The organism is Corallococcus sp. Z5C101001 (genome assembly GCF_007352635.1).
Classification (GTDB): Bacteria; Myxococcota; Myxococcia; order Myxococcales; family Myxococcaceae; genus Corallococcus; species Corallococcus silvisoli.
This window is the reverse complement of record NZ_VKLU01000011.1, coordinates 143,665-156,228: the sequence shown is the minus strand read 5'-3', so window position 1 is coordinate 156,228 and position 12,564 is coordinate 143,665. Positions and strand designations below refer to the sequence as shown.

Here is a 12,564-nt window from a genome sequence, read left to right as displayed (position 1 = left end):
GGAGGGTGAAAACGCTAGCGCTCTGGATGCGAGCGTCGCAAACGGGCGGGGTCAGTCCTCGAAGTCGCGCATCCAGTCCGGCTTCTTGCCGGGCGCGGCGGGCGACCTCTCCTGCTGGCTGGGAGCCGGCGGGGTGGGCGTGGCCTTCACGAAGTCCATCTTCCACGTGGCCTTCGCCACCTGGGGCTTGGGGGCCGGACGCGGCTCGGGCTTCGGCTGGCTCGGGCCCGGCTGCTTGCCGGGCGTGGCGGGCGACGTCTCCCATTGGGTCGGGGCCGGCGGGGTGGGCGTGGCCTTCACGAAGTCCATCTTCCACGTGGCCTTCGCCACCTGGGGCTTGGGGGCCGGACGCGGCTCGGGCTTCGGCTGGCTCGGGCCCGGCTGCTTGCCGGGCGTGGCGGGCGACGTCTCCCATTGGGTCGGGGCCGGCGGGGTGGGCGTGGCCTTCACGAAGTCCATCTTCCACGTGGCCTTCGCCACCTGGGGCTTGGGGGCCGGACGCGGCTCGGGCTTTGGCTGCAGGCGCGTGATGTGGGGCTGCGCGCCACCCGGCTTGTCGTGCGCGTCGAGGAAATCCACCATCCATTCGCTGGAGCCCACGGGCTGCGTCTGCAGGCGCGGCGGCAGGGACGGGGGCGGCGTGGGCGCGCGGGGCGCCGTCGTTCCCGGGGGCAGCGTGTTCGAGGAGGGCCTGCTCGGGGACTGCGTGCCCGCGAGCACGTGGGTGCGCAGGGTGCGCTCCGTCTCCGTGGGCCAGCCGGGCAGCATCGGCAGGACGCGGCGCGCGAGCTCCAGGAACTCCGGTGGGGGGGCCTCGCGGGGGACCCGCACCGAGGTGTCCTGGATCCATCCCGCGAGCTTCCCGACGAGGCCGCCCTTGGTGGGGCGCGGCGTGGCGATGTCGCCCTTCACCTCGTAGCCCTTCAGCTCCAGGTCCGCGATGGCCATCGCGCGGCTGGGCACGGGCAGCTCCAGCGAGGCGAGCGCCGCAGGCCCCTGGTTCGCGCGCGCGTCCGCCTGGAGCTGGGCGAGCACCGCGTGCAGCACGCTCGCGACCTGGGCGCCATTGGCCACGTTGTGGGCCTGAAGCTCGGCGGCCACGGCCGGCCACGCGAGGACGAGTCCCTTGCCCTGCGCGAGCTGATCCGCGCGGTCGCCGGGCAGGAGGGCGTGGTAGGCGCGGGGCGCGTCGCGGCTCTCCGCGTCCTTCACGTACTGGAAGGCATCCGGGGCGGCGTGCGCGAAGCCCGCGAGCACGTCGCCCCGGGTCACGGTGAGCTGCCCCTTCATCCGCTGGGCGTTCGGGCCGGGCCACGGGCCGCTCAGCGTGCCGTAGAGGTAGACGGGGTCGTTGAAGCCCTCGGCGTCCGCGGGGTGTTCCACCAGCTCGATGGAGAAGAAGTAGAGCTCCGTCGCGGCCAGCCTCCGCGGCAGGCGCCCGGAGGCGACCTCGTGGAGGGCGAGCTGCGCCTGCACGGAGGCGGGCAGGCGGGCGCGCTCGCTGCCTGGGATGACCTGGAGCTGGCCCACGACGTCGGTGCAGACGAACCACTCGGACTCGCCCAGGTACGCGGGGTCCAGGCGGAACGCGTCCACGGCGTGGACGACCTCGGCGGCATCGCACGGCACGGCTTCGACCGGGCTGGCGGCGTGGGGAACGAAGTAGCGGGGTGGGCTCACGGAGGCCGCGACAGGCTGGCGCAAGCCGTTGGGGCAATCAAGGGCCGGCGGGGCGTCCCCCGACCCACGAAGCGGCGTGGCTTCCTCGCGAAGCGGCGTGGCTTCCATCGTTCGTCCCGCCCCTTAAAGAGTGAGGGCATGGAACGAAAGAGGCCGCCTGAGGCTCAGGCGGGCTCGATGAAGTTGAGCCGGTAGCCGTCCGGGTCGGTGACGATGATCTCCCGCGTGTACCAGGGCTGGACCGTCGGTCCCTCCACGGGTGCCTCCAGCGCGGCCGCCTTCGCGGCCACCGCGTCCACGCCGTCCTCGCCCGCCCGAAAACCCACGAGCACGCCCATGCCCCTGCGGCCTTCCAGCTTCAGGCCAGGAGGAGGGCTGACGAGGTAGATGTCCGACTCTCCACCCCACTGGAGGCGGAGGATGGGGGGCTCCGACGCGACGCGTTCAAAGCCGAGGCCTTCATAGAAGCGCACGGAGGCCGGTGCATCCGTCACCAGCAGCTTCACGAACGACCGCATCGTCTGGGGCTTCTTGTCCATGGGCGCGGCAGTCTGCCCAGGTCGGTGGACGTGCGCCAGGAGCGCTCTTCGCTCCCAGGTCGGGAGGATGTCGGATGGAATATCGTCGTCCCCATCAGCCGCTGGGGAGGAGTCGTCCCAGGGCGACGGGGGCTTTCGCCGGGAGGTGAACCCCTTTGGTGGTCCGGGGAGAGGCGCCGGACCGTGAAGCACGTCCGTGGAGAGGGGGACATCGCGATGATGGAGCACGGGGGGGCGGGCGCTTGAGCACGGCATCGCGTGATGGGGCGCCGCCCAGGGCTGTCGCCTATGACGATGTCAACGAGCTCATCGCCACGGCCACGAGGCTGATGCAGAAGGACGCGGCGCCGGACACGCTGACGCCGGACGACGTGCGGCGGATTGGCGAGGAGCTGGACATCCCCGCGCGCTACGTGGACCAGGCGCTGGAGGCGCTGGCGAAGCGCCGCGAGGCCCAGGCGCGCGAGGCCCTGGCTCGGGAGCGGTTGTCACGGCAGCGCCGTGCGCGGCTGCGCAAGGGCGCGTGGGTGGGCGCGGCCGTCGTGGGGCTCATGGCCGTGTCGGGGCTCGTGGTGCGCAACGGGCTGACCTCCACGCTGTCGGACGTGGCGCGGCAGCGTGCGCAGGTGCGCAACGTGGTGGACCGCCGTGAGTCCCTGCGCGCGAGATTGGGCCTGCTGACGCCCGGCCTGGAGCGCGACGCGGAGCTGTCAGGCGCGGACAACCGCGTGGCCGTGGAGCAGCGCCGCTACGACGAGCGGGCCGCTGGCTACAACGCCTCCGCGGCCTCCTTTCCCACGAACTGGGTGGTCCGTCTGAGCGGGCTGCCCCCGGTGCTGCCGCTGTCCTCGGAGGTCTCCACATGGTGAAGGCCGTCTTGTTGACGTTGCTGCTGCCCATGCTGGTCCTGGCCCAGGTGCCCGCCATCACGCGGCCGGTGACGGATCCGCGGGGCATGCTGACACCTCAGGAGATGGAGCATGTCGCCCAGGCGCTGGTGGACCTGCGTTCCGCGACGCAGGTTCAGATGGCGGTGCTGCTCGTGGACACCACGGGGGGCAGCCCATCGAGGACTACGCCGAAGCGGTCTTCCGTGCATGGAGGGGCGGGCAGGCGGGGAAGGACAACGGGCTGCTGCTCGTCATCGCGCGCGGCGACCGGCGCTCGCGCCTGGAGGTGGGTTACGGGCTGGAGCCGTCGCTGACGGACGGCGAGGCCCGGGCACTGCTCCACGCGCAGGGGCCGCTGTTGGCCCACGGGCGGACGGCGGACGCGCTGCTGGCCATCATCGCGGGCGTGCGCGCCGAGGTGTCGACGGATCCACGGAGGACGGCCCCCGACGTCGACGAGGCCAGCGCCCAGGAGTCCCGCCTCCAGGGGGCCTGGACCGAGAACGGCCTGCGGTGGCTCTTCTTCGCCATGGCGGTGACGTCCTTCGTGGCGGCGATGGTCCTGGTCGAGCGCATCAAGCTGGGCCTCTCACGCTCGTTCACCATCGGGGTGATGGTTCTGCCTCCCGCGGTGTTCGTCGTGAGCGCGTTCTCTCCGCAGGCGCCTCCGGTCCCCACCCTCCTCGCGTACGGTGCGATGCTGGGGGGCTTCTTCGGGGGGCGCTACGCCATCACGCGACAGCGGCGGGCCCTGGGCTTCATCTGCATCCTGGGCACGGCCCTGAGCGTCCTGTTCGCGCTGTCCCAGGACCTCCCCCGGCCGCCGGGAATGGTCGATCTGCTCTTCAGCCTGCTGACCCCCTCGCTCTGCATCCTCCTGTCGCCGCTCATCCTCTGGAGGGGCCTGAAGCAGCTGGGCGAAGGTGGGCGAGCCCGGCACTCCGACGGAGGGAGCTGGAGCGTGGGTTCCTCGTCCACGGACTGGAGCTCCAGCTCCTCGTCCTCCAGCAGTGACTCCAGTTCGTCGTCCTCGTCGGACTGGGGGGGGGCGGAGGTTCCTCCGGTGGCGGCGGCGCCAGTGATTCCTGGTAGGGCGCTGGAAGGCCCGGCCGCCTGCCTGCTCCGTGGGCCCCGGGCCGCGCGGACAGCGTCCTGCACCTGACAGGAGCGCGTCCTCCTGCTGGGCGCCATCGCCTGCCTGGGGGGCACTCCCTACCTTGTGGCCATGAAGGCTTCGCGCAAGGCGCTCCCCGTCTACGTGCCGCCCCGGACCGTGTGGTCGGTGGGGGCCCAGGTGGTGCTGCTGGTGCTGCTGGGCACCGCGCTGCAACGCCTGGGGCCCGTGCTGACGCTGCTGGCGGTGGCGCTGCTGCTGGGCCTCGCGGCGGACCCCGTCGTGCGGCGGTTGCAGTCGTGGGGCCTGCGCCGGGGGTTGGGCGTGGCGCTCATCGCGCTGACGCTGCTGGGCCTCATCGCCCTGCTCGTCCTCACGCTGGTGCCGCTCCTGGTGGAGCAGCTCCAGAACCTGGTGTCCGCGGCGCCGGGCTTCCTGGATGAGCTGGCGCGGGCCCCGTGGGTGCGGAGGCTGGATGAGCACTTCGGCGTGCTGGCGCACCCAGGCAACGGGTTCAACGTGGAGCCCGGCGTGCTGACCCGGCCGCTCATCACCGTGCTGTCCTCCACCCTGGAGTTGATGGGCGCGGGCATCACGGTGCTGGCGCTGGCGGTGTTCGGGCTGCTGTTCGGCCAGGACCTCTACGCGAGCATCCTGGGCTGGGTGCGCCCCAGCAGCCGTGGCCGCGTGCGCAGGGTGGTGGGCCGGATGCGCGAGGCCGTGGGCAATTACCTCGTGGGCACGCTGCTCATCATCAGCGTGGGCGGCGCCTGCACGGCGCTGCTGTCGCTGTCCCTGGGCGTGCCGTACTTCCTGCCGCTGGGGCTGGTGGCGATGGTGCTGGGGCTCATCCCCTACATCGGCAGCGTCATCACCGCGGTGCTGGTGAGCGTCACCACGCTGGCGACGGTGGGCTCGCGGCGCGCGTTCATCGCGTTGGCGATCTTCATCGTCTATCAGCAGCTGGAGGCGCACCTGCTCAGCCCGCTGGTGCAGCGGCGCGCCATCAAGATGAACCCGCTGCTCATCTCGCTGGTGGCCCTGGTGGGTGGCACCGTCGCGGGACTCCTGGGCGTCATCCTCGCGGTGCCGGCGGCGGCGGCGGGGCAGGTGCTCCTGACGGAGGTGCAGCGCGAGCGCCGCAAGGTGTGGAACCGCGAGCGGCGCCTCGCCGCGGCGGCCACCGCCTCCCAAGCGCCTGGGAACGCGGACGAGGCACTGTTGGCGGGTCCACTCGCGCCGCCTTCAACGGAAGCGCGGCGTGCGCCTCCGCCCGACTCCGGGCATCCTGGGTCGCCCCACTGAGCCATCCCCCTTTCCCGAGCCCGCCATGACTTCCGATGAGAGCGTTTCGGCTTCCTTCAAGCGCGCGGCGGCGGAGCGCGCCGTGGACTTCATCCAGCCGGGAATGGTGGTGGGATTGGGGTCGGGCAGCACGGCCGCGTACGCGGTGCGGCGGCTGGGGGCGTTGCTCTCCGCGGGCACGCTGAAGGACGTGGTGGGCGTTCCGACCTCACGCGCGACCGAGGCGCTGGCCGTGTCGCTGGGCGTGCCGCTCACCACGTTGGATGTGCACCCGGTGGTGGACCTCACCATCGACGGCGCGGACGAGGTGGCGCCGGACCTGTCGCTCATCAAGGGCGGGGGCGGGGCGCTGCTGCGCGAGAAGGTGGTGGCGCAGGCCAGCCGGCGGGAGATCATCGTGGTGGACGCGCAGAAGCTGTCGCCCCGGCTGGGCACGAAGTGGCCGGTGCCGGTGGAGGTGCTGCCGTTCGGCTGGCGTTCGCAGTCGCTGTTCCTGGAGTCGTTGGGGGCGCGCGTCGTGGTGCGGCCCGCGCTGGACGGGGCGCCGTTCCACACGGATCAGGGCAACGTGGTGCTGGACTGCGACTTCGGTCCCATCAGCGACCCCGTGGGACTGGCCGCGCGGCTGGAGTCCCGGGCCGGGGTGATGGCGCATGGCCTGTTCCTCCACCTGACCTCCGACCTCGTGGTGGCCGGGCCGGACGGCATCACCCATCGCGTCCGGAGCGCGTGAGGCGCGCCAGGTCCCCTGGGGTGTCCACGTCCTCCTCGCCCCCCGGCAGCGGGACCTCCGCGACGCGCGAGGGGTCCCGGGCGATGAGCCCGCGCGCCCCGCCCGTGGGAGGAAGGGCCTCCAGTTCGGGGAAGAGGGCGCGCGAGAAGAGGGCGGGGACGCCCCGGGTGCCCGCGTAGGCGGACGCGACGATGGGCGCGCGCTCTCTCTCGAACGTGTCGATGAGGGCCCGCAGGTGGGCCGCGTCCACGCGGAGCTGATCACAGAGCATCAGGAGCGCGGCGTCCACGTCCGGGGGCAGGGCGCGCAGGCCCGCGCGCAGGGACGTCCCCTGTCCCAGCGCCCAGTCCGGATTGTCCACGCACCGCACGGCGAGCCCGTCCAACCGCGCGCGGACCTCCTCGTGACGGGCTCCGAGCACCACGGCCACCACCGGGCTCGCGGCGAGGGCCAGCTCCGCCGCGCGCCGCACCAGGGACGTGCCCTCATGGCGCAGGAGCTGCTTGGGCTGACCCAGTCGGGAGGAGCCCCCAGCGGCGAGCACGACGATGGCCACGCGCATGTCCGCCGCCCTCCGTCAGGCCGACCTGCGCTCTGGCGCGATGGCATCCGCGTGGATGGGGGCCTGTCGCTCGCGCAGCCGTCCTCCTTCGCGTCCAGCCAGCACCGTCTGCACCTCCGCGATGATGGACAGGGCGATCTCCTCCGCGCCCTCCGCGCCCAGGTCCAACCCCATGGGCGCGTGGAGCTTGTCGAGCTGCGCGGAGGTGGGCGCCTGTGACAGCTCCCGCAGGATGCGCTCCGTCCGGGCGCGAGGCCCCAGCACTCCCAGGTAGCGCACGGGCAGCGGCACCAGCCGCGCCAGCAGCTCCCGGTCCTGCGGCAGGCTGTGCGTCATCACCAGCACCAGGCTGCGCGCGGACAGCGCGACCTTCTCCAGGACCTCGGTCGCCCGGGACGCGACGTGCGCCTGGGCCTGCGGAAACCTCCGGCGCAGCATCTCCACGGGCCGGTCCGCCACCACCGTGAGATGCCAGCCCAGCCCCTGCGCCCGCGCGACCACGGGCGCGACATCGAAGCCACCGCCGAACACCACCAGCTGGGGCGCAGGCTCCACCACCTCCACCAGCACCTCCGCGCCTCCGCAGGTGCCGCTCCACGGCAGGCCGCCCTCCAGCACCTCGAGCGCCGCCGCGCGCACCGGCTCGCGCAGCGCCCCCGCGACGGTCCCCGCCTCCGTGCCGTCCTCGCGCAACATCAGCCGTGAGCCCACGGCCTCCGAAGGCCCCCGGTACACCGTGGCGATGACGGCGCGCAGCGACCGGCGGCGGGCCTCCGCCGCGAAGCCGAGCGCGTCACCGGGGCCGGGCTCCCAGCGCTCCAGCAGGATGTCCACCACGCCATTGCATCCGAGCGCGAACGACAGGCCGCCTTCGTCCTCGGCGTTGTCACCGGTGGTGTCGTAGCGCAGCACGCGCGGCCCCTCCGCCGTCCAGAAGAAGGCCTTGCGCACGAGGTCGCCTTCCAGGCACCCGCCGCTCACCCCGCCCGCGAGCCACCCGTCCCCGCCCATCAACATGCGCGCGCCCGGGCGCCGGTACGACGACCCCGCCACCGCCACCACCGTCGCCAGCACCATGGGCCCCGCGGCTCGCCCCTGGGCCCGCAGGATGTCGTCGAGTTCCCTCATCGCCCGTTCATCTAAGCATCCACGGCCCACGCCCGGGCCGATTCCTCGCCTCGCGGCTGTGTGTAGCCAGACGCTCTCGCCCCGTCCCGCGCACGCAGGGCAGGCGTCCAGTCGAGCCTCTGACTCCTCCATGGCGCTGGCGGACGGGGCCCACCGCCACGAACTTGAGCGGAGGACCCCTGGATGGAGGCTTGGTGGAACCCACAGCGCGACGGCATGACGCCCGACCTCGCTCCCCCTTCGTGCCCGGCGCGCCGTGCGAGCGGCACCCCAGGGCGGGGAGGGCGCCATGAAGATGCCCGAACTGCTGGACCACCTGCCCGCCGTGGGTCACCTGCTCGGCCGCAAGCCGGGTGGGCAGGAGGACGTCTTGCCGAAGCGTGATCCCACCCTTACCGTGCCGGACTTCCAGGCCGTGCCGCAGCCTCGCGGCGCGCGGCGCCTGGGCGACGGCCGCACCTTCATCGTGCACCACCCGTCGGCGCGCGCCCCCCGGGGACCCGGCCTCACGGTGATGAGCTACAACATCCTCATGGGCGGCGAGCGCCAGGAGGCGCTGCTGGAGTACTTCACGCAGCTGGAAGCCGAGGACCGCATGCCGGACGTCATCGGCTTGCAGGAGGCGGGCGTGCCCATGTCGGTGCTGCTCGCGGCCCGCTTCGGCTTCCACCTGGCCTACCAGGGCAACGACGGCGGCGACGGCGCCCGGTTGGTGAACGGCAAGGCCTGGCTGAGCCGCCACCCCATCCAGGACGCCGCGCACTTCACCTACGTCCTCACCGACGCCGAACGCCAGGACGCCATCACCCGCCAGGGCTACGCCGGAGAGCTGGAGGAGGACCGGGGCGTGCTGTGGGTGAAGCTGGCGGTGGAGGGCCGCCCGCTCTACCTCTACAACCTGCACCACGCGCTGGGCGACTCGGCCATCAACGCGCTCAACCTGCGCCAGCTCAACGCGCTCCTGCGCCGCCGCGAGGGCATCCCCGCCGTGGTGCTGGGCGACTTCAACGCCAACACCGCCATCAAGCGCGGCGGCTCCTGGTTGGTGGCGCACCTGCTGCATCCGAAGCAGGACAGCGACACGGACACCATCGAGGAGTACCGGCTCCGGTACGGCGACGACATGCACAACGTCACGGTGGGCGACCGGGGCGTGGGCAACATCGCGGATCCCCGCCTGCGCCACGAGCTGCACACGCTGGAGCAGGACCTGCCGGAGACGGTGTGCCACGCGACGACGGTGCGGGTGCGGCTGGCGGACCACTCGCTGACGACGCCCCAGGTGGCCCGCGCGGAGCTGGGCTCGGGCCAGGTGCCCAAGGGCAGCCCCGCGTGGTGGCGCCTCCAGGACATCGCGGACTGCGCCACGCTCACCTCGCACCCGGACAGCCACGGCGTGGTGCACGCCACGGGCAAGCGCTTCGACAACTTCTACGCGACGCGCACCCTGGCCCCCGTCCTCTTCGAGGTGGACCGCTCCACCGAGTCCTCCGACCACCAGCCGGTGGTGGCCCACTACCGCTTCACCGACGTGCGGCCCCAGCCTCCGCCGCCGGCCCGCTCGGGCTGAAGCCCCCGGGGCCGACCGCTACGCGGCGAGGGCCGGGGCGCGGCGGTGACGCGCGAACAGGTCCCTCACGTAGCGGCCAATGAGGACGCAGTCGATGTCCGGGCACTGGAGGTCCGTGCCGGCCAGCGCGGCGCGCGTGTGGTCCGTGCGGACGCGCGGCGTGCGGTGGTGCAGCTCCAGCACCGTGCGGGTGCCGTGGTAGACCTTCTCCCGCAGGAACGCGACCAGGGGGAAGAGGGCGTTGTCCGGCCCCACCCGGCCCAGCTCCCGCAGCCACACCGCTGGCGGCACGCGGCGCACCGGATGTCCGTGCGCGCCCAGCAGGTCGAAGAGGGCGTTGTGGCTCGGCTCCTGCTCGCGCTCGGGGGCCAGGTTGTACGTGCCGCCGGGCGGCTGGGTGAGCACCAGGTGCGCGGTGGCGCTGGCCACGTAGTCCACCGGCACGGGCAGCCAGTACTTGTCCGGCAGGTCCGGCGACAGGCCCAGCTGCGCGTTGCCCACCAGCAGCCGGCACAGCATGTCGTCCGGGTTGCCGATGCCGGTGCGGCTGTGGCCCTGGATGAAGCCCGGCCGGTAGATGCTGACCGGCAGGCCGCCGCCGCGCGCGTCGGCCGCGATGCGCTCCGCGACCCACTTGGCCCGGGTGTAGCCGTTCTCGTACGCCATCAGGTCCAGCGAGCGCTCCAGCGCGAAGTCCTCGTCCACCTCCTCCACGCCCAGCAGCGTGCCCACCGCGCCGTGCACGCTGAGCGACGACACATGGTGCAGCGGCTTCACCCGGCCGTGCGCGCAGAAGGCCAGCACCTGCTGCGTGCCCGCGACGTTGGGCCGGCCCGCGTCCGCGTACGGCAGGATGTAGCTGATGCTCGCGGCCGAGTGCACCACCGCGTCGCAGCGGAGCGCCAGGGCGTCGTGCGTGGACGCCTCCATGCCCAGCCGCGTCCGGGTGATGTCGCCCGCCACCGCCTGGATGCGCCCTTCACCCCAGGGCAGGTGCACGCCGTACTTCCTCGCGGTGGCGCGGATCCTCGCGCCGGCCTCCGCGTCGTCGCGGGCCCGCACCAGGCAGTGGACGCGCTCCACGCGGGGCGCCAGCGCCGCCAGCAGGTGGATGCCCAGGAACCCCGTCGCCCCCGTGAGCAGCAGCGTGCGCGGAAGCGCCATCTCCGGGCTCGTCACGAGGGACAGGGGGGCCGAGCGCGCATCGGTGAGCAGCGTGGCGCGCACGCTCCGGGGCGCCGCCTCGGACGGAGCCGCGCCTGCCTCGCAGAAGGGCAGGAGCGCGAGCGGCGTCGGGTGCGAGTACACGTGGCGCGACGGCAGCGACACGCCGAAGGACTCCTCCACCTGCGCCAGCACGTGCGCCACGCCCAGCGAGTCTCCCCCGGCCTGGAAGAAGTGCGTGGTGGGCGTGACGCTGCCCGGGGCCGCGCGCAGGCCGCGCTCGAAGGCGCGGCACAGCTGCTCGAGCGGCGTCGCGGGGGCGCTGGACGGCGAGGCCCCGGACGCGCTGGCGCCCACCCAGTCCGCCGGCGGCGGCAGGGCGTCCCGGTCCACCTTGCCCAGGTGGGGCATGAGCGGCAGGCGCGGCAGGGCCACGAAGCGGTGCGGCACCATGTAGTCCGGTAGCACCACGCCCAGGTGCGCGCGCAGCGCGTCGGACGCCACCGTGTGGCCCTCCTGCACGCTGTGGTAGGCCACCAGCAGGCCGGAGGTCTGGCCCTGCGCGTCCGTGTGTTCGAAGACCTTCACCGCGGCCTGCGCCACGCCAGGGAACGCGTACAGCGCATGCTCGATGGCCTCCAGCTCGATGCGGAAGCCGCGCAGCTTCACCTGCTGGTCCATCCGGCCCAGGAACACGAGCGCCCCGTCCGCGCGGCGCACCGCCTCGTCGCCGGTGCGGTACCACCGGGCGCCGTCCCCGTCCGTGGGGAAGCGCTCGCGGGTGCGCTCCGGCTGGCCGCGGTAGCCCTCCGCCACGCCCTCGCCGCCAATCCACACCTCGCCCGCCGCGCCCTCCGCGACGTCCCGGCCGTCCGGTCCCACCACGCGCAGGAGCACCCCCGGCAGCGCCTGCCCGATGGGCACGGGCGTCTCTCCCCCCGTCACCCGGTGGATGGAGGCGCAGACCGTGCCTTCCGTGGGGCCGTAGGCGTTGAAGACGCGGCGGCCGGACGCGTGCCAGCGCTCCGCGAGCGGCGCCGGGCAGCGCTCACCCGCCATCACCACGCACGCCACGTCCGGCAGCGTGTCCACGTGGGGCCCCAGCTGCCCCAGCACCGACGGCGGCAGGCACAGGTGCGTCACCTGGTGGCGCCGCACGTACTCCGCCATGCGCCGGCCCGGCAGCAGGTCCTCGCGCGTGCCCTGCACGACGGCGCCGCCCGCGAACAGCGTGGGGAACACCTCCCACACCGACGCGTCGAAGTTGATGCTGGCGAACTGGAGGTGCCGCGTATCCGGCCCCAGCCCCAGGATGGGCGCCACGCCGTGGACCAGGTTGAGCAGCCCCCGGAAGGTGCACACCACGCCCTTGGGCTCCCCCGTGCTGCCAGAGGTGTAGATGAGGTAGGCGGGGCGGTCCGGCGGCGCGTCGATGACGTCCGACGGGGCCTCCTCCATCAGGTCCGTGGGCGCGTCCGCCTCCAGGAAGGGCAGCGGCGTCCCCAGCCAGCTCTCCAGCAGCTCCACGGAGATGCGGTGCATCCGCTGGGTGACCACCCCGCGAAGCCCCGCGTCGCGCAGGATGCGCAGGAGTCGCTCATCCGGCAGGAACGGATCCAACGGCACGTAGGCCGCCCCCGCCATCCAGATGCCCAGGATGGCCGGGATGACCTCCGGCCCGGGGACCACCACCAACCCCACGCGGTCCCCCGGCCCCACGTTCCACTCCGTGCGCAGCCGCCGCGCGATCCGCGAGGCCCGACGCAGCAGCTCCGGTTGTCTCAGCACCGTGTCGCCGAAGACGACCTCCGCGGTCGGGGGAAGGCGCAGCGTGGACGGGAGGGCCATGGTGCATTCCTTGGATGAGTGACTCACGCAG

General features: G+C 73.2%; 10 protein-coding genes. 5 read left to right on the top strand and 5 right to left on the bottom strand.

The annotated features are described in order from the left end of the window. Positions 1-51: 51 nt before the first annotated feature. Both FOF48_RS24735 and FOF48_RS24730 read right to left on the bottom strand, forming a co-directional pair. Positions 52-1,704, bottom strand: a complete 1,653-nt coding sequence (locus FOF48_RS24735; RefSeq protein ID WP_186002056.1) for a hypothetical protein — start codon at positions 1,702-1,704, stop codon at positions 52-54. Between the two features lie 140 nt (positions 1,705-1,844). After that, on the bottom strand, positions 1,845-2,219 hold the full coding sequence (locus tag FOF48_RS24730; RefSeq protein ID WP_143905250.1) for a VOC family protein: 375 nt from the start codon (positions 2,217-2,219) through the stop codon (positions 1,845-1,847). Positions 2,220-2,461: 242 nt separating this feature from the next. Here FOF48_RS24730 and FOF48_RS24725 point away from each other — a divergent pair, with 242 nt between their 5' ends. The 4 genes from FOF48_RS24725 to rpiA all read left to right on the top strand — a co-directional run bounded on the left by FOF48_RS24725 (position 2,462) and on the right by rpiA (position 6,261). After that, a complete protein-coding gene (locus tag FOF48_RS24725) occupies positions 2,462-3,088 on the top strand; it encodes a LemA family protein (protein WP_143905249.1) in 627 nt (208 codons plus the stop codon). A 196-nt stretch (positions 3,089-3,284) separates the two neighbouring features. Then, positions 3,285-4,271 carry a YgcG family protein gene (locus FOF48_RS36785; protein ID WP_221938252.1) on the top strand — a complete coding sequence of 329 codons (987 nt, stop codon included), beginning with the start codon at positions 3,285-3,287 and terminating at the stop codon, positions 4,269-4,271. A 63-nt stretch (positions 4,272-4,334) separates the two neighbouring features. Beyond that, a complete protein-coding gene (locus FOF48_RS24710; RefSeq protein WP_143905246.1) occupies positions 4,335-5,528 on the top strand; it encodes an AI-2E family transporter in 1,194 nt (397 codons plus the stop codon). Between the two features lie 25 nt (positions 5,529-5,553). Further along, positions 5,554-6,261, top strand: coding sequence for a ribose-5-phosphate isomerase RpiA (rpiA, locus tag FOF48_RS24705; RefSeq protein ID WP_143905245.1), 708 nt, complete (start codon positions 5,554-5,556; stop codon positions 6,259-6,261). Here rpiA and FOF48_RS24700 read toward each other — a convergent pair. After that, complete coding sequence (locus FOF48_RS24700) at positions 6,236-6,823, bottom strand: NTP transferase domain-containing protein (protein ID WP_143905244.1); 588 nt, start codon at positions 6,821-6,823, stop codon at positions 6,236-6,238. The two genes, rpiA and FOF48_RS24700, sit on opposite strands and share 26 nt — an antisense overlap. A 15-nt stretch (positions 6,824-6,838) precedes the next feature. Then, entirely contained in the window at positions 6,839-7,951 is a 1,113-nt protein-coding gene (locus FOF48_RS24695) for an XdhC/CoxI family protein (protein WP_143905243.1), read from the bottom strand. Between the two features lie 289 nt (positions 7,952-8,240). Between FOF48_RS24695 and FOF48_RS24690 the strand changes: the two genes are divergently transcribed. Further along, positions 8,241-9,521, top strand: coding sequence for an endonuclease/exonuclease/phosphatase family protein (locus FOF48_RS24690; RefSeq protein ID WP_143905242.1), 1,281 nt, complete (start codon positions 8,241-8,243; stop codon positions 9,519-9,521). A gap of 18 nt (positions 9,522-9,539) precedes the next feature. Here FOF48_RS24690 and FOF48_RS24685 read toward each other — a convergent pair whose 3' ends face one another. Next, complete coding sequence (locus FOF48_RS24685) at positions 9,540-12,533, bottom strand: amino acid adenylation domain-containing protein (RefSeq protein ID WP_143905241.1); 2,994 nt, start codon at positions 12,531-12,533, stop codon at positions 9,540-9,542. Between the last annotated feature and the right edge of the window lie 31 nt (positions 12,534-12,564).

Excerpts from the sequence above, each read along its gene's own strand:
- FOF48_RS24730 (WP_143905250.1), bottom strand. The coding sequence starts at position 2,219 with ATGGACAAGAAGCCCCAGACGATGCGGTCGTTCGTGAAGCTGCTGGTG.
- FOF48_RS24710 (WP_143905246.1), top strand. The coding sequence starts at position 4,335 with ATGAAGGCTTCGCGCAAGGCGCTCCCCGTCTACGTGCCGCCCCGGACC.
- rpiA (WP_143905245.1), top strand. The coding sequence starts at position 5,554 with ATGACTTCCGATGAGAGCGTTTCGGCTTCCTTCAAGCGCGCGGCGGCG.
- FOF48_RS24700 (WP_143905244.1), bottom strand. The coding sequence starts at position 6,823 with ATGCGCGTGGCCATCGTCGTGCTCGCCGCTGGGGGCTCCTCCCGACTG.
- FOF48_RS24695 (WP_143905243.1), bottom strand. The coding sequence starts at position 7,951 with ATGAGGGAACTCGACGACATCCTGCGGGCCCAGGGGCGAGCCGCGGGG.
- FOF48_RS24690 (WP_143905242.1), top strand. The coding sequence starts at position 8,241 with ATGAAGATGCCCGAACTGCTGGACCACCTGCCCGCCGTGGGTCACCTG.
- FOF48_RS24685 (WP_143905241.1), bottom strand. The coding sequence starts at position 12,533 with ATGGCCCTCCCGTCCACGCTGCGCCTTCCCCCGACCGCGGAGGTCGTC.